Origin of the sequence: Chryseobacterium potabilaquae (assembly GCF_902728265.1) — a bacterium.
Taxonomy (GTDB): Bacteria; Bacteroidota; Bacteroidia; order Flavobacteriales; family Weeksellaceae; genus Chryseobacterium; species Chryseobacterium potabilaquae.
On record NZ_CACVBR010000004.1, the window covers coordinates 30,304 to 47,616 of the forward strand.

At 32.8% G+C, this 17,313-nt stretch carries 18 protein-coding genes and 1 riboswitch; of the genes, 12 read left to right on the forward strand and 6 right to left on the reverse strand.

The window, feature by feature from the left end; genetic code table 11:
• A complete protein-coding gene (locus CHRY9293_RS03665; RefSeq protein WP_162031648.1) occupies window positions 1-1,281 on the reverse strand; it encodes a dicarboxylate/amino acid:cation symporter in 1,281 nt (426 codons plus the stop codon).
• 160 nt (window positions 1,282-1,441) lie between these two features.
• A complete protein-coding gene (gene ggt / locus CHRY9293_RS03670; RefSeq protein ID WP_162031649.1) occupies window positions 1,442-3,130 on the reverse strand; it encodes a gamma-glutamyltransferase in 1,689 nt (562 codons plus the stop codon).
• Between the two features lie 342 nt (window positions 3,131-3,472).
• Here ggt and CHRY9293_RS03675 point away from each other — a divergent pair, with 342 nt between their 5' ends.
• Both CHRY9293_RS03675 and CHRY9293_RS03680 read left to right on the forward strand, forming a co-directional pair.
• Complete coding sequence (locus CHRY9293_RS03675) at window positions 3,473-4,438, forward strand: NAD-dependent epimerase/dehydratase family protein (protein ID WP_162031650.1); 966 nt, start codon at window positions 3,473-3,475, stop codon at window positions 4,436-4,438.
• A 24-nt stretch (window positions 4,439-4,462) separates the two neighbouring features.
• Complete coding sequence (locus CHRY9293_RS03680; RefSeq protein ID WP_162031651.1) at window positions 4,463-5,215, forward strand: polysaccharide deacetylase family protein; 753 nt, start codon at window positions 4,463-4,465, stop codon at window positions 5,213-5,215.
• Window positions 5,216-5,252: 37 nt separating this feature from the next.
• On the opposite strand, the gene CHRY9293_RS03685 is transcribed toward CHRY9293_RS03680, so the two are convergent.
• Window positions 5,253-6,458, reverse strand: a complete 1,206-nt coding sequence (locus CHRY9293_RS03685; protein ID WP_162031652.1) for a metallophosphoesterase — start codon at window positions 6,456-6,458, stop codon at window positions 5,253-5,255.
• Between the two features lie 72 nt (window positions 6,459-6,530).
• Window positions 6,531-7,598, reverse strand: a complete 1,068-nt coding sequence (locus CHRY9293_RS03690; protein ID WP_162031653.1) for a 3-oxoacyl-ACP synthase III family protein — start codon at window positions 7,596-7,598, stop codon at window positions 6,531-6,533.
• A gap of 102 nt (window positions 7,599-7,700) precedes the next feature.
• Here CHRY9293_RS03690 and CHRY9293_RS03695 point away from each other — a divergent pair, with 102 nt between their 5' ends.
• From CHRY9293_RS03695 to CHRY9293_RS03725, 7 genes are all read left to right on the forward strand, one after another.
• Window positions 7,701-8,270, forward strand: coding sequence for a hypothetical protein (locus CHRY9293_RS03695; RefSeq protein WP_162031654.1), 570 nt, complete (start codon window positions 7,701-7,703; stop codon window positions 8,268-8,270).
• Between the two features lie 4 nt (window positions 8,271-8,274).
• On the forward strand, window positions 8,275-9,006 hold the full coding sequence (ubiE, locus tag CHRY9293_RS03700) for a bifunctional demethylmenaquinone methyltransferase/2-methoxy-6-polyprenyl-1,4-benzoquinol methylase UbiE (RefSeq protein WP_122546869.1): 732 nt from the start codon (window positions 8,275-8,277) through the stop codon (window positions 9,004-9,006).
• Window positions 9,007-9,009: 3 nt separating this feature from the next.
• Window positions 9,010-9,792 (forward strand): type IX secretion/gliding motility protein PorT/SprT, encoded by a 783-nt coding sequence (porT, locus tag CHRY9293_RS03705; protein ID WP_162031655.1) that lies wholly within the window; start codon window positions 9,010-9,012, stop codon window positions 9,790-9,792.
• A 146-nt stretch (window positions 9,793-9,938) separates the two neighbouring features.
• Window positions 9,939-10,241 carry a hypothetical protein gene (locus CHRY9293_RS03710; protein ID WP_162031656.1) on the forward strand — a complete coding sequence of 101 codons (303 nt, stop codon included), beginning with the start codon at window positions 9,939-9,941 and terminating at the stop codon, window positions 10,239-10,241.
• On the forward strand, window positions 10,241-10,528 hold the full coding sequence (locus CHRY9293_RS03715; RefSeq protein WP_122546872.1) for a cell division protein ZapA: 288 nt from the start codon (window positions 10,241-10,243) through the stop codon (window positions 10,526-10,528). The genes CHRY9293_RS03710 and CHRY9293_RS03715 overlap by 1 nt, the downstream gene beginning before the upstream one ends.
• 223 nt (window positions 10,529-10,751) lie before the next feature.
• Window positions 10,752-12,323 carry a ribonuclease Y gene (gene rny / locus CHRY9293_RS03720; RefSeq protein WP_122546873.1) on the forward strand — a complete coding sequence of 524 codons (1,572 nt, stop codon included), beginning with the start codon at window positions 10,752-10,754 and terminating at the stop codon, window positions 12,321-12,323.
• Window positions 12,324-12,401: 78 nt separating this feature from the next.
• Window positions 12,402-13,643, forward strand: coding sequence for an MFS transporter (locus CHRY9293_RS03725; RefSeq protein WP_162031754.1), 1,242 nt, complete (start codon window positions 12,402-12,404; stop codon window positions 13,641-13,643).
• A gap of 447 nt (window positions 13,644-14,090) precedes the next feature.
• On the opposite strand, the gene CHRY9293_RS03730 is transcribed toward CHRY9293_RS03725, so the two are convergent.
• Together CHRY9293_RS03730 and CHRY9293_RS03735 are read right to left on the reverse strand one after the other, a co-directional pair.
• Complete coding sequence (locus tag CHRY9293_RS03730) at window positions 14,091-15,398, reverse strand: voltage-gated chloride channel family protein (RefSeq protein WP_162031657.1); 1,308 nt, start codon at window positions 15,396-15,398, stop codon at window positions 14,091-14,093.
• A 30-nt stretch (window positions 15,399-15,428) separates the two neighbouring features.
• Window positions 15,429-15,496, reverse strand: a riboswitch (Fluoride riboswitch).
• Window positions 15,497-15,571: 75 nt separating this feature from the next.
• On the reverse strand, window positions 15,572-16,039 hold the full coding sequence (locus CHRY9293_RS03735) for an acyl-CoA thioesterase (protein WP_122546875.1): 468 nt from the start codon (window positions 16,037-16,039) through the stop codon (window positions 15,572-15,574).
• A 115-nt stretch (window positions 16,040-16,154) separates the two neighbouring features.
• Between CHRY9293_RS03735 and CHRY9293_RS03740 the strand changes: the two genes are divergently transcribed.
• The 3 genes from CHRY9293_RS03740 (at window position 16,155) to CHRY9293_RS03750 (ending at window position 17,299) form a co-directional block, all read left to right on the forward strand.
• On the forward strand, window positions 16,155-16,511 hold the full coding sequence (locus tag CHRY9293_RS03740; RefSeq protein ID WP_162031658.1) for an arsenate reductase family protein: 357 nt from the start codon (window positions 16,155-16,157) through the stop codon (window positions 16,509-16,511).
• Window positions 16,508-16,852 (forward strand): hypothetical protein, encoded by a 345-nt coding sequence (locus CHRY9293_RS03745; protein ID WP_162031659.1) that lies wholly within the window; start codon window positions 16,508-16,510, stop codon window positions 16,850-16,852. The genes CHRY9293_RS03740 and CHRY9293_RS03745 overlap by 4 nt, the downstream gene beginning before the upstream one ends.
• 75 nt (window positions 16,853-16,927) lie before the next feature.
• A complete protein-coding gene (locus CHRY9293_RS03750) occupies window positions 16,928-17,299 on the forward strand; it encodes a DUF4345 domain-containing protein (protein ID WP_162031660.1) in 372 nt (123 codons plus the stop codon).
• The last annotated feature ends 14 nt before the right edge of the window (window positions 17,300-17,313 follow it).

Consider the following 17,313-nt stretch of genomic DNA (forward strand, 5'->3'; position numbering starts at 1 on the left):
TTAAATTTCTAATTTTCTCTCAATTTCTTGCGGATGATTTAAAGACAAAGTCAGTTGGGTTTTATCTAACTGTTTTTCCCAATTGGCTACGACTATTGTAGCTACTGAATTTCCTATTACATTAGTTAGAGCACGACATTCACTCATAAATTTATCGATCCCCAAAATCAGTGTCATTCCTGCTATTGGAATTTCAGGAACAACCGCTAAGGTTGCGGCTAATGTTACAAAACCGGCACCCGTAACTCCTGCTGCTCCTTTTGAGCTTAGCATAGCCACAAGCAAAAGCACTAGTTGTTTTTCAAGGGGAAGGTGAATATTTAATGCTTGAGCAATGAATAGAGATGCTAAAGTCATGTAAATATTGGTTCCATCCAAATTAAATGAATATCCGGTGGGAACGACTAGCCCTACAATAGTTTTAGAGCAGCCTGCTTTTTCAAGTTTTTCCATCATTCCTGGAAGTGCAGATTCTGATGAACTTGTCCCTAAGACAAGAAGAAGTTCTTCCTTAAGGTAATACATCAACTTAAATATACTAAAACCATTATACCATGCTACGGCCCCCAATATCAAAATAACAAATAAAATGGACGTGATGTAAAACGTACATACTAAAAATATTAAATTTAAAACAGAATGTAATCCATATTTACCTATAGTAAATGCCATGGCCCCAAAAGCTCCAATAGGTGCAAGCTTCATGAGCATATGGACAATTTTAAAAATCGGGGCTGATAGATCTTGTAAAAATTCGGTTATTTTATGACTTTTTTCTTTGGTTAATACCAATGCAACTCCCATCAAAATAGCGACTAAAAGAACCTGTAGAATATTTTCACCCACCAAAGGACTAAATAAACTTTCGGGAATTATATTCATGACAAATCCTGTCAATGTGGATTCGTGAGCCTTCTGTTGGTATTCTGAAATGTCTCCGGAAAGAGTAGAAGGGTCTATATTTAATCCACGTCCTGGTTGTAAGACATTTCCCACTATGAGTCCAATAATCAATGCCAAGGTAGAAAAAGTAAAGAAATAGATCATCGCTTTAATGGCAATCCTTCCTACTTTTTTTAGGTCAGTCATATGAGCAATCCCTAAAGTCAGGGTAATAAAAATGACAGGAGCGATAATCATTTTTACCAATTTAATGAAACCATCACCTAATGGTTTCATTTTTTCTCCTAATTCTGGATAATAATTGCCTAATAATATACCTATTGTAATAGCAATAATAACTTGAAAGTAAAGTTGTTGGTGGATTTTTTTTGCTTTCAACGGAACGTTTTTTGATTAAAGGGCCGAATTTAAGAAAATTTACTCTAAAAATATGATAAAAATCATGGAGTATTATTCAATATTTAATAGGCCCACTGTAATTATTTAAGTAGAAATAAGATAGTATATTTAATTGTCTAGAAAATATAGAATAATCTTATTATTCTATCGCTACAGAATCATCTCCACGACCATCAGCAACGGCATGAATATTTCCTATATCATCAATGAGGATCATTTCAGTTCTTCCAATTTGATTCCATTTTTCAGCTTTATAACCTAAAGTTTCTAAATCTTTTATGGTGTTTTCGGGAAAGTTCTTTTCAAAAGCTACGCTTTCAGGAAGCCATTGATGGTGAAATTTTGGAGTGTTTATGGACATATTTGCATTTAATTTAAAATCCACGACATTCACAATGGACTGATACACGGAGGTAGGAATGGTTGTTCCTCCGGGAGTTCCCACTACCATATAGGGTTTTCCATTTTTTAAAACTATAGTGGGAGTCATAGAAGAAAGCATTCTTTTACGGGGCTGGATAGAATTAGCCTCACCTCCTACTGCACCAAACATATTGGGAACTCCTGGCTTTATAGAGAAATCATCCATTTCATTATTCAAAAAGAATCCGGCTCCAGAAACAACTACTTTACTGCCATATAATCCGTTCAGGGTTGTTGTAACAGCCGCTGCATTTCCGTCTTTATCTATAACTGAAATGTGAGTGGTTTCTGTGGATTCTTTAGGTTGTGAAATAATAGTACCCACTTCAGAGCTTGGAGTGGCTTTATTGAAATTGAAATTTTTCCATCTGTTTTTTAAATACTCATCAGAAATGAGATAGTCAGTTTTATCTTGAATAAAATCCGGATCACCCATATATTCGGCTCTATCAGCATAGGCTCTTCTTTCTGCTTCTACCATAATCTGAACCGCTTTTGTAGAGTTCTGTTGATATTTTTCCAGATTCTCATAGCTCGCCATTTTCAACATTTGAGCTAACAAAATTCCTCCACTAGAAGGAAGAGGCATAGAAACAATATGATTTCCTTTATAATCGAATTCAAGAGCTTTTCTCTCTGCAACTTTATAATTGTTTAGGTCATCTAAGCTTATAATACCATTTCCTGCTTGCATTTCTGCAACCAAAAGCTCGGCAGTCTTTCCATTATAAAATCCTTTTAATCCATTTTTCTGAATACGCTTTAGCGTTTCAGCCAATTCTTTTTGAATTAAGAGATCTCCGGCTTTCCATGGCGTATTTTTTACAAAAACAATGCTAGACTTGTTGTGTTTCTGAAAGTGTTCTTTATTTGCATTTAACAATTGGGCTTCTTGAGCTGTAATCGCAAATCCTTTTTCAGCTAGATCAATAGCAGGCTGGATTAATTGAGCCATGGAAAGTTTACCATATTTTGCTGTGGCAAAAAAACCTGCAATACTTCCTGGAATTCCTACGGCTAACCTTCCATTTTGAGAAAGATCAGTATTGGCTTTTCCATTTTTGTCGATATACATGTTATGAGAAGCTTTATCAGGCGCGGTTTCGCGATAATCTATAGTGAACTTTTCACCATTATTTTTTACTCCCACTAAAAAGCCACCTCCACCAATATTTCCGGCTTGAGGATACACTACTGCTAAAGCATATTGAGTTGAAATAATGGCATCATAAGCATTTCCTCCCATTTTGAGAATTTTGGCCCCGGCTTCACTCGCTAAAGGATGAGCAGAAACAACAACACCTTTATTTTGTACGGTGACTTCTTTTACAATCTTGATATCTGTGAACTGAGCCCACGAGAACTGAGCTGCTAGAAACAGAGAAACGAAATACATTTTTTTCATACCACTATAATTTAGAAAACAAATGTATATATTTTTAATTCGAAGTTGGAATGGTTGAAAAATAATATTTCTATTTTCTAATACTTTCTATAAGACTGTAACAACGATTTTTTTCCTTTACTAAAAAAATTAAATGACAAGTATATATTCATTATTGATCTTTGTTGTTAGTATGGAGTGGTATACATTCATAAAGCTAAAATAAATAAAAAATGATGGAAAATAAATTTTAATTTTAGGATAATTTTTTTACAAATTAAGAGAAGATGTGTTTTTACACACCTTATTGTATGGTGATAAGTATGATTTTTTTACTTTTGTAAAAATCTAAAAAATCTAAAAATGAAATCCGATACGGAAAGAATACTTATTACAGGTGCTTTAGGACAGATTGGTACGGAACTAACCAATAGGCTTGTTGAGATGCATGGAGCTGAAAATGTGGTTGCATCTGGTCTAGATAGATGGCAGAAGGGAATCACCTCAGCAGAGCATTATGAGAGAATGGATGTTACGAATACCCAGTTGGTAAGACAGGTTATAAAAGATTATGATATTACCACTGTTTATCATTTGGCATCTTTATTGTCTGGTACATCCGAAAAACAACCCGTCTTTGCTTGGAAATTAAATATTGAACCCTTACTTCATTTTTGTGAAATGGCAAAAGAGGGTCTTATAAATAAGATTTTTTGGCCCAGTTCAATTGCCGTATTTGGAAAAGGTATTCCAAAAGAAAATGTTGCCCAGGATGTGGTATTGAATCCTACAACAGTATATGGAATTTCTAAAATGGCCGGAGAAAAATGGTGCGAATATTATTTTGATAAACATGGAGTTGATGTAAGAAGTATTCGATATCCGGGATTAATTTCTTGGAAAACTCCTGCGGGAGGAGGAACAACTGATTATGCCGTAGAGATTTTCTACGAAGCAATTGAAGAAGGGAAATATACCAGTTTTATTGCTGAGAATACGGCGATGCCTATGTTATATATGGATGATGCAATCAATGCAACGTTGAAGTTAATGGAGGCTCCAAAGGAAAGTATAACTGTTCGTAGTTCTTATAATTTAGGTGGGATGTCTTTTACTCCAAAAGAATTGGCAGAAGAGATTAAGAAAGAGATTCCTTCTTTTGAAGTTGACTATAAACCGGATTTTCGACAAGCAATTGCAGATTCATGGCCTGCCTCAATTGACGATTCTGTAGCCAAAAAAGATTGGGGATTGACATATGATTTTGGTATTTCTGAAATGACAACAGATATGATTAAAAATCTCAAAATAAAACTAGGAAACAATTAATACTATAACTCTAAATAAAATTAAATGATATTATTGACTTTCAACATTATTAATATTGAAGCGGAAACCAAAAATGGGCTACAAATTTCTGATGAAGAAAGGTTGAAAATTACAGAAGATAATGTCAGAGCAATTCTTAGAATTTTAGATATTCACGATATAAAAGCAAGTTTTTTTGTGGAAGTTTCAATCACTCAAAAACTTCAAAATTTAATAAAAGCAATTTCATACAAAGGTCATGAAATTGCTTTTTATAATAACAATTCCAATCTTCAAGAAATTGAAGAAACTAAAAAGCTAACCCAAGATTTTTTGGAAAAACAAATTAGAGGAATCCGTCAAAAAGATTTTAAACTATCACAGGAAAGCCTAAAATCATTGGAGTTTAATTATGTTTCTAATATTGATAATTCCAATATTCTTTTTCCCTTTAAACGTCTCAAAAGAAATACTGAAATTAAAGAAGAAGATGGGCTAAGCATTGTTCCGGAAAGTATTTCTCCTTATAGCCAACTACCTTATAATGATTTTATATTTCAAATTTTACCCATGAAATATTATCAGAATATGGTTTTCGAAACGTTAAAAAAAGATGAATTTGTTTTAATTTATTTAAATTCTTGGCAGTTTACAGATTTTAGTACATATGATTTTAAAGTTCCATTGTATCGAAAGCTATCTTCCGGAAAAAAACTAGAAGATAAATTAGACGCTCTTCTTGTATGGATTAATGAAAAGGAATTAGCTACTTCTCGTATGAAGGATTATATTTTTTAAATTTATATATAAAAATTATTTTTTGATCAAGAAGGTGTTACCCTAATTCAAAAAGTGTAATTTCAGGTAAAACACCCACTCTCCCGGGATATCCTAAAACACCAAAACCTCTATTTACATATAATAATTTGCCTTCACTTTCATATAAATCAGCCCATTTTGGATAACGATATTGAACGGGAGACCATTTAACATTTTTTAAATCCAATCCAAATTGCATTCCGTGTGTGTGTCCTGAAAGTGTTAAATGTATATTTCCAGTGTGCTTTTTCACCACATAATCAAAATGGGTTGGGTCATGGCTCATTAAAATTTTTGTGGCAGAATTGGGAACATTTTTTAATGCCTCATCGATCTTTCCAAATTGAGGAAATGGTTTTAATCCCCAGTTTTCTACACCAAGAATATATAATTTATCTCCATTTTTTTCGATAATTCTGTTTTCGTTTCGGAGCATATCAAACCCAGCCTGTTTTTCGTAATCAATTAAAGTCTCTAAATTTTTCTTTTTTTCTTCTAATGATCCCCATGTCACATAATCTCCATAATCATGATTCCCTAGTACTGCTAGTTTTCCATCTTTAGCTTTAATTTTTGAAAATAAAGGAATAAAAGGTTTAAATTCGTCAGCCACATTATTGACCATATCTCCTGTGAATAAAACCAAGTCCGGTTTTTGTTCATTGATGAGTTCAATGGCATGTTCCAATTTACTCGGATCAGAAAAGCTTCCACTGTGAACATCTGATATTTGGATAATTTTATAGCCTTTAAAACTTTTCGGAAGATTTGGTAGTTTTACTTTTACCTTTCTTACTTTATGACGGTATTTTCCAAATGTGATTCCATCAATAAATAGAGCAGATAAGACCCCTCCTAATCCTAATCCTACCAAACTTAAAAACTTTCTTCTTTCAGGGAAAAAATTTTCTGTAGGTCTTGTAAGTCCTATTAAATAACTCCATCCTCTAAAAATATCGTCTATTAATAAGAATAGTACAATAAAAACTTTAGGTAAAATAAAGATTAAGAACAATGAAATCATGATCTGTGCTCTTACGGTGCTTCTATCAGATCTTTGATAGTGAGTCATTTCGTAGGCAAAAACTCCATATATAGTCAGGGTGATGATCCAATATCCTAATTTCACCCATAAGCTGTCGGTTAAAGTTCTTATAGCCTGATAAATATATACTTCCAGAAATAAGAAGATGGCGGTAATTATTAAAAAATTTCTTTGCATAATCGGGGGTAAAAAAAGCACAAAGAATAAACTTCCCTGTGCTTTTTTATTTTTATTAAATTATACGTTAATTTAAGGAAATTTATAAACGATAGCATTGATGTTCATTCCAGCTCCCACTGAAGTCATTACAATGTTACCTTTTTCTTTAAACGATTGACCCTCCATTTTTCCTTTAATTATTAAATCATACATAGTAGGAACTGTTGCCACAGAGGAATTACCAAACAATTGAATGGTCATAGGAGAGATGGCGTGATCATAATCTTTTATATTATACAATTTATGAAGTCTTTCAATCATAGCATAATCCATCTTAGCATTTGCTTGATGAATTAATATTTTGTCGATATCTTCAATAGAAAGACCTGCATCGTCAATGGTTTCTTTAATAGCTATAGGAACATTCTTAAGAGCGTACTCATAAATTTTCCTTCCAAGCATTCTGATATAAAGTTTACCCTTGTTGACTTCTTTGTTAAGAGAGCAGCCGTTTACTAAATAGTCCAATTCAGGGCCATTGTCACAAATTGTATTATGAGAAATAATTCCTACATTTTCTTGCTCTGTTGCTTGTACTACTACAGCTCCCGCACCATCTGCAAAAATCATTTTATTTCGATCATAAGGATCTGTTACCCTACTTAAGGTTTCACTTCCTACAACGAGAATTGTTTTAGCAGCTTTGACTTTAATTAAATTATCTGCTAAAATCATGGCTTCCACCCACCCCGGACAACCGAAAATCATATCATAAGTGATACATTTTCTGTTTTTAATTCCTAAGTGATTCTTTACTCTTGCTGCCATATTGGGCATAAAGTTAGTAAGCCCATCTGTATTTACTTCTCCAAAATTACTTGCATAAATAATGTAATCTAGCTCTTCGGCATTTACTTTAGCATCTTCAATGGCAATTTTTGAAGCTTCGTAACCAATTTGAGAGTTGGTAAGATCATCTTCAATATATCTACGCTCTTCAATTTCTGTAATTTCTACAAATTTTGAAATAACTTCTTCTGTAGGTTTGTCTATTTTCTCACCTTCATCTGTATAGAACTCAGAATCTATGAAATAATCTCTACCAATAACTCTATTAGGAATATAAGATCCAGAACCAATAATGATCGTATTCGGCATTCGTCTATATAATTTTTTTAAAGATGCAAAGTTAATAATTAATATTAATAACGAAGAATTAAAAATATTATTAAATTTGCAAAAATTGTACTTTACAGTCTTATGAAAAACAATCCATCCTTAAAAGGATTATGTATTGCGGTGGTAGCATTTGTATTTGCCTTTGGGATATATTTTCTTTTTTTGGCTAAAAAGAATTATTACGTAGTAGATAATCCCACTCCAAATACCTATTATTATAAAATTAATGAGGGTGAAGAAGGGGTGATAGCAGCAGGACAAACGGTTCCGTTGCATTTGAGTCAAGGGAGAAATTCCATCAAAGTTTATGATCAAAATAGAAAGTTTCTCTATGATTCAGCGTTTGAAGTAAGTAAAATTCGTGGACTTATCAATATTGCCCATCAGGATTATTATATTAATGATCAATATTATGGATATAATCTCAAGAAAGATTCCTTACTTTTGGCACTTGATAAAACCATGATTGATGGTACCTCTTATTATGGAGGCGCAAAACACTTCAATAAATTATATTCTGAAGACTTTTATTATAATGTAGACGAAGATTACGATAAAATCGTTAAGAATATTCAGAAAGTTGAATCAAGATCAAAGATTTTCAGAAAACAGGATTACCTTAATTATTATAAAGAATATTACAAGTTTTAAAATTTTGGCAAAAGATATTAACCAAGTTACTCCCTACAATTCAGAGGCTACCAAAAAGAGCCAAGTAGAGGACATGTTCGACAGTATTGCACCAAAGTATGATCTTTTGAATCATGTTTTGTCCATGAAAATTGATGTTTTATGGAGAAATAAATTAGTGAAATGGATGAAAGATGATAACCCCAAAGAAATCCTGGATGTAGCTACGGGAACAGGAGATTTAGCAATTGCTGTAGAAAGAGGAACCGGCGCAAAAGTGATTGGTTTGGATTTATCGCAACAAATGTTAAATGTTGGCGTTATTAAGATAAAAAAACTTAAATTAGACGGCAAAATTTCTATGCAAAAGGGAGATGCGGAAAATTTACCTTTCGAGGATAATAGGTTTGATGCAGTTTCTGTGGCTTTTGGAGTAAGGAATTTTGAAAATCTTACGAAGGGTTTAGCGGAATTAAGAAGGGTCGTTAAAGATAACAAAAGTGTTTATATACTAGAGTTTTCAAAGGTGGAAGGGTTTTTAGGTCCATTTTATATGTTTTATTTTAAAAATATATTGCCTGCCATCGGTAGATTGGTTTCTAAAGATAATAGGGCATATACGTATCTTCCGGATTCCGTCAGTGCTTTTCCTTATGGGGAAAAAATGAGACAAATTCTTTTAGATACAGGATTTAAAAAAGTTGAATATAAAAAATTAAGTTTAGGGATAGCCACAATTTATAAAGCAACAAAGTAACCTATGGATAAATTTTTATTAAGAATATTGGTTTTAGCTTCAGTTAACATTGCAGTTTTTGCAGATGCTCAATTTAGAACCCGAAACAGAATGGATAAGCTGGAAGATTTTGATGAGCAAAAGTTCAGTTGGGGGTTTTATTTAAATGGCAATAGACTAGATTACCGTATTGTACTAAATCCTAGATATGGAGTAGAAGGTAATCAAAATCTTGTGAGATCTAAAGAAAGCTACAGTTTTGGAGCAGGTCTTATTGGGAAATGGAGACTAAACGATTATTTGGATTTAAGATTAGAGCCAGGTTTACAATTTGCTCAGAGACAATTGACTTTTAATACACAATCCAATAACCAATATGCGGCAGGAACTTTAACAAATGCCCCTTTTGCCCCTATTGCTCTTACGGATAAAGATAAAGTAAGAGATATCAAATCTACGTTGGTCGATATCCCTGTATTATTGGAGCTTCATGGAGAAAGATGGTATAATTCAAGACCGTATATAGCTGCGGGGGTAAATTATATTGTTAACCTTCAATCTAATTCAGGTTCCACTGATGATAATTTACAACAAGTATTTAGATCTACGACCCATAATTTTGCTTGGTCTGCAGAAATGGGGATTCAGTTTTATTTCAGTAAATTTAAGCTTACCCCGGCTGTTAGAGGTACTTTCATAATGAATAATGAGATTGTGGCAGATAATGCAACTACACCTCCTTACTGGACCGCAGCAATGTCAACTTTACAGACGAGAGCAGTAATGTTTGTACTTAAGTTTGAATAATTTAGTGAAAAAACTACAATTTATATTGATGGGAGGCATAGAAGTGCCTCCTTTTTGTTTGATATATCAAAATATGCGTAGTTTTATTTTTGTTAGTGTCAATATTTTGCTATTTTTGCTAATAGTTAGAATATACAAAACCTGAAATGCTTCAAGATTTAGAAAACAATTTTTCAGAACTGGAAAAAAAGATTTTAATTTTGCAAAAAAACTATAAAAATCTTACTGAAAAATTATCAGAATTAAATATTGAACATGAAGAATTGAAGAGGAAATATGATGAAGAGAAAAAGAAAAATCAGGTATTAGCAGAAGAACAAAAAAATATAAAACTTTATTCAGCAATATCAGGAAATCCTGAACACAATAGATTAATGAAGAATCATATTAACAGATTGGTAAAGGAAATTGATTTCTGTATTGCTCAGCTTCAAAACAGTGGATTATAATGGAAGTAAGGCGAATAACCATCAATATTGCAGGAAGAGTATATCCACTGAATGTACCCGCAGCAGAGGAAGAAACTTTGCGTAAAGTGGGGAAGCAGATCGAAAATATGATTAAAGATTTTGAACAAAATTTTGATGTAAGAGATAAACAAGATGCTTTAGCTATGTGTGCCTTGAAATTAGGAACCAATGCAGAAGTTGTATCTCTTACGTATGAAAGAACAATAAATTCTTCCAACGAAAGATTAGCTAAGATTAATCAATCGCTGAATGAAATTGGGAAATAAATTCTTCCCAAAAAGACTGCCTACAATAATTCTAACACATTAAAGGTAAACTCAACGCTAAACAATTACCGAACAAATGTCCATTAAATGGCGTGCCGGATTACCCGGATTACAGAAAGTGGAAATCAGTTCAAATCGTGTTGATTAGGAGTTTACTCTCAATCTCTGAATTATTGTAGGTTTTTTATTTTTAGATATTGTAGACAATTAAAACTCAAGATATATGACAACAACCGCTATTATTATAAGCGTTATTTGCTTAGTAATCGGTGCCGTAGTAGGAATTCTTTTTTCTAAAAGCTCACTGAATACTAAGGCAAAATTTATTATAGATGATGCAAAGAAAAATGCTGAGAACCTCCTAGAAAAAGCCAATGTACAAGCTGAATCCATAAAAAAAGAAAAGAATCTTCAAGCTAAAGAAAAATTTTTAGAATTAAAAACCCAGCATGATGCAGATATTCAAGTCCGCGAAAAGAAAATGCAAGAGGTAGAGAAGAGGATAAAAGATAAAGAACATAAGCTAAATGATGAACTTAGTAAGACGGGAAAGCTTGAAAAAGATTTAGATAAACAGATTGCAGATTATGCTAAGAAAAATGAAAGTTTAGAAAAGAAACAGCAGGATTTGGATACAGCTACGGCTAAAAAAATTGAAATTCTTGAGAAAATTTCTAACTATACGGCAGATGAAGCTAAGGCAGAATTGGTAGAAACAATGAGAGCTGAAGCTAAAACAAGAGCTCAGGCACATGTTCAAAGTATCATGGAGGAAGCTCAAATGAATGCTAAAAATGAAGCTAGAAAAATTGTTATTCAGACTATTCAAAGGATTGGAACTGAGCAAGCAATTGAAAATTCTGTGTCTGTTTTCAATATAGAATCTGATGAAGTAAAAGGTAGAATTATTGGACGAGAAGGTAGAAATATTCGTGCATTGGAGTCTATAACTGGTGTTGAAATTATTGTAGATGATACTCCTGAGGCTATTCTTCTTTCTTGTTTTGATCCAGTAAGGAGAGAAATTGCCAGATTATCACTTCACCGATTGGTTACTGATGGAAGAATCCACCCGGCGAGAATTGAAGAAGTGGTAGAAAAAACAAGAAAGCAAATTGAAGAAGAGATTATAGAAGTTGGGAAAAGAACAATAATTGAATTAGGTATTCATGGATTACATCCTGAATTGATCAAGATTGTAGGGCGAATGAAATACCGTTCTTCGTATGGACAAAATTTGTTACAACACTCTAGAGAAGTGGCTAATATTGCAGCAACAATGGCAGCTGAATTAGGACTCAATGTGAAGCTGGCTAAAAGAGCAGGTCTTTTACATGATATTGGGAAAGTTCCGGAACAAGAATCCGAATTACCGCATGCCTTATTAGGAATGCAATGGGCAGAGAAATATGGGGAAAATCCTGAAGTAGTAAATGCCATTGGAGCCCACCATGATGAAATTGAAATGAAATCTTTATTATCTCCTATTATTCAGGTAGCTGATGCTATTTCAGGGGCAAGACCAGGGGCAAGACGTCAAGTATTGGAATCATATATTCAAAGATTAAAAGATTTAGAATCTGCTGCCTTAAGTTTTGATGGAGTATCCAGTGCATATGCTATTCAAGCAGGTAGAGAGTTGAGAGTTATGGTGGAAAGTGGGAAAGTAAATGATGAAGTTGCTTCGCAATTATCTTATGACATCTCTGAGAAAATTCAAAATGAATTAACATATCCCGGACAAGTAAAAGTGACGGTGATTAGAGAAACAAGAGCAGTGAATATTGCCAGATAATATTTAAAAGATATTTTATAATAAAAACCTTTCAAGAAATTGAAAGGTTTTATATTTTTATCAAAATTTAAAATGCAAATGAATGATGTCTCTTTGTCTTCAAAATTGAAGCACATCCTTTCTATTCCTGTTATTATTTCGGCGCTAGGATACTTTGTTGATATTTATGATTTATTATTATTTGGAATTGTAAGAATACCCAGTTTAAAAGCATTAGGATTAGATCCTGATATAGCGGGGACTTTTATTCTTAATTGTCAAATGATTGGATTATTATTAGGAGGTATTTTTTGGGGCGTTTTTGGTGATAAGAAAGGCAGACTTTCTGTATTATTCGGTTCTATTTTAGTTTATTCATTAGCTAATATAGCTTGTGGTTTCTTACCTTATTTTCCGAAAACGAATCTTGTTTATCAATATGCTGCCTTAAGATTTATAGCGGGAATTGGATTAGCAGGAGAGCTGGGAGCAGGGATTACCTTAGTTTCCGAAAGTTTGCCTAAAAACTTAAGAGCTATTGGTACTTCTGTTGTGGCGGGATTTGGTTTAATGGGAGCCGTTGTTGCCCAACTGACAGTAGAACTATCAGGAGGGTGGAATATTTCCTATATCATAGGTGGAGTTTTAGGGATTCTGCTTTTATTTTTAAGAATCAGTGTTTCAGAGTCGGGGATTTATAAAAATATAGAGGAATCGAACGTATCTAAAGGTAACTTTTTGTCTTTTTTTGTAAATAAAGATCGATTTGTTAGGTATTTTAAATGCATAGCAATTGGGTTACCTACGTGGTATTGTATCGGAATTTTAGCTGTGTTGGCCAATCAATTTGCCCCTGAAATGGGGATTGAGAATATTAGCCCAGGCAAAGCTATTATGTGGGCGTATGTAGGTATATCTATAGGAGATCTCATGAGTGGATTCATATCTCATGCTTTAAAATCGAGGAAAATGGCTATTTTCTATATGATGCTTTTTACTTTATTTGGAGTTTTGTGGATGCTTTTTGGAAATACAAATACAGAGACAAAATATTATCTTTTTTGTGTTTGGTTAGGATTAGGAACGGGTTATTGGGCTATGTTTGTGACGTTAGCAGCAGAACAATTTGGAACTAATATTAGGAATACAGCAGCAACTACAGTACCCAATATGGTAAGAGGTTTGGTACCTGCGATGATTTTTGCGTTTGATTTTTTTAAAAATAATTTTTCTGTAATTATGAGTGCTGCATTCGTTGGATTCTTTGTATTTGGGGTGGCTTTTTATTCCTCTCTGACTATCTCGGAAACTCACAATAAAGATTTAGAATTTACAGAATAACTTTATCAAATATTATTTTTAAGATTAATTATAAAAAATACAATTATTTATCTGCGTTTATTTTTATTAAAAATGAGATTGTAGTTAATTATTCTATTAAATAATTAAATTGTGTTGAAATTTAATATTGAATTATGCTTGATATGATTAATAATTGTTTAACTTTGATTTCAGCTAAAATGAAATGATTCGTCTTTTATGTTTAAAAAATAGAAAGAGAAGATCTTATAAAAATATTGTAGAAGAGATAAGATATATTACAATCTGAAGTGCTTTATTGGGATGTATTTCTCAATTCAGTTATTTCAGAATCTTACAGAATTGTCTATTATGGACACAACCCTTCTATAATCCTGTTATTATGAATTATTTCAAATTGAAATAAACATTTCCAGATTTAAAACGCAAAAACTTACTGATTTCAGTAGGTTTTTGTTATGTTAAGGGTTATTTTATCTCAGAAATTGTTTTATCCTGATGAGTTTTATATCGTGTACTTTTGGCTTCTCCAATTTTTTGTCTATTGTAAATACTAGTATGTCCGGAAAAAAGATAGGAAACAATACATGCAATAGCAATATAAACTCCACAATCGACTCCAAATAATTCTATTCCCATAAACAGGCAAGCGATTGGGGTATTGGTTGCGCCCGCAAAAACAGCGACAAAGCCCATGCCTGTTAATAAATCGAAGGGGAGAGGTATAAATAGTGATAAGGCATTACCTAGGGTTGCACCAATAAAAAACAAAGGAGTAACTTCTCCGCCTTTAAATCCGGAAGATAGGGTAAGAATAGTAAAACATATTTTCAAAAGAAAATCATAGAGCTCAACTTGCGTTTTAAAGGAGTCTATGATTGTAGGAATGCCCAAACCAATATACTTAGTTGTTCCTATTGCAAAAACAGCAATAGCTACAATACTCCCCCCAATAAACGGGCGAAATGGTGGATACTTTATTTTTGTTTTAAATTGACTTCCCGCCCAATGAATTGCTTTACTAAAACTTGCTGCACAAATACCGAAAACAGCACCCGATACAATACTGTATAATATGGGGAGAGGTTCTAGAGTTGGAACAAAATTAATAGCATAATGGATATGCTTTACTTGCCATACATTGGTTATCCAATCTGCAATAATTGAGGCAATAAATGCTGGGAAAATTGCTTGATAACGAATCTTTCCTATCATAAAAACTTCTAGAGCAAATACAGCTCCTGCCAATGGAGTGCCAAATACAGAACCAAAACCCGCTGCAATAGCTGCAATAATTAATACCTTCCTATCTTCTTGGTTAAGTTTGAGAGGCTTACTAAATTGATCTGCAATTGCTCCTGCCATTTGTAATGCTGTGCCCTCTCTTCCCGCTGATCCTCCGAAAAGATGAGTAGTGATGGTTCCTAAATATACAAGAGGAGCCATTTTGAAAGGGATGACTTTTGTAGGACTATCTATGGTGTCGATAAGTAAATTATTTCCTGATTCAATATCTTTTCCCAGATAATGATATAAAGTTCCTATTAGGAAACCTGCTATAGGTAAGAATGCAATAAGCCATATATGACTTTCTCTAAAGTGAGTTACCCATTCCAATGACTGCAAAAACGCAGCGGAAGCAGATCCGATAAGTGATCCAATCATTAAGGCTATGAATAACCATTTTATAATGTAAGGAAAGCTAGGAAATTTTCTGAAAAAAAATCTTGAGTGAAATTGAATTTTAGCGATCACTGTTCGTTGGTGTTTAGTCATAGGTCTACCTGATTAATTATATTAAACAATCTTAAATCAGGCGTCATCAGCTTTTAAAAAGCGGTTGGAGAAGGAAGAACACCATTTCCTTGAATACCTACCAAAGATAAGCATTATTCTAAAAAAATATATTATATAATACTATTTTCTTTACATCAGGAAAGTATTACCTCTTATAGAAAAGGACGCATCTCATCTTCAATTTGTTTCCGGAGATCCATTAAACGAATTGCATATTGTTCTTTTTGTTTTTCTTCTTCTGTTTCCGGAGTCCATTTGGGAACCAGTAGCTTTTTGCCATTTTCGTCAACAGCGACAAAAACAATAATACAATGTGTTTTCTTCTCAAATTTTGGTTGTTTTAAATTTCTTGAGAAAACATTGATGGAAATATGCATACTTGAGTTGCCCGTATATACAACTTGAGCTTCCACCTTTACAATTTCTCCGATTTTGATAGGTTCATAAAAACGAATGCCTCCTACATATACAGTTACCGAATAGTTTCCGCTCCAAGTTGTCGCACAAGCATAGCCGGCTTGATCAATCCATTTCATGACACTTCCTCCATGAACGTTACCTCCATAGTTGATATCTGATGGTTCGGAAATAAATTGAAACGTAATTGGTTTGTTGTCCATTTCTATAAAATTTAAATAAAGATATTTATTAATTTTCAAAATTTAGATTAAATTTCTAATTTTGAAAAACAAACCTTATATTTAGGGATAGTAGTAATAATGTAATAGAATGAAAATGAATAAAGTATTTTATCTGAATACATGTGACACTTGTAGGAAAATTTTAGCGCAATTTGATCTTACGGATTGGGAAGTTCGGGAAATTAAAAAGGAGCCCATCACGAAAGAAGAGCTTGATGAAATGTATAAAAAAACAAAGTCTTACGAAGCATTATTTAGTAAAAAATCTACTCAGATAAAAGCAAGAGGGCTGGATGTAAAATCTTTAAAAGAGAAAGACTTTAAAGAATTATTATTAGATCATTATACATTTTTAAAACGTCCGGTTTTCCTAACAAATAAAGAGATTTTTGTGGGAAATGATAAAAAAAATATAGAATCTTTGCAAAAATTTTTTGAAATGAAGACGTGAAACCTTTAATAATCATATTATTTCTTATATCATTTAGTGTAGATGGTCAAAAAGTTTACAAAACACCCTCTGGACAAAAATATCATTTGTCATCATGTAGAATGGTGAAAAATGTATCTTCAAGTCTTGATGTAAGCAATGCCATTGAACAAGGTCTTCAACCCTGTAAAATTTGTAAACCACCCCGTTCATTACAATCATCTTATAGCTTTATGTCCAGTACTAAAAAAGTAAATGGAGTGGATGAAGGAAATCGATGTTTAGGAACAACCAAAACAGGAGCAAGATGTAAACGGTATACTCGTATAGGGAATGATTATTGTTTTCAGCATGTACCTTAAATAGGTATATATGATAAGGTGAATGTAGAATGATATTTCTAAAACTAGTTTAAATAAAAAATAAAACACAAAAAAATGGAAATAACAGTACAAATTCTTTTAGGATTGGTTTCCCTGATATGTTTACTAGGAGGACTAAATTTATTGAGAAAAGGAGCCTTGGCTTTTTTACCTGAGGGCTATCCGCCTGTTCCTGTTTTGGATAACTTAATGAGATTTCTTAGTGGAATCTATTTTAGTATGGGGTTTTTATTAATTTGGGTGGTTTACACGATCCATGAGCATTCTACTCTCATCTATTTTTTAGGATTTGTAGTTATGTTTTCAGGAATGGGAAGATTACTATCTTATATAAAAGTAGGCTCAGCAGGAAAGTATTTTGTCAATATCATGTGGGTTGAAATTCTTCTGGGAGTTGCTATCATGGTTTCTCAATTTTTTAGATAATAAACAAATAAAAC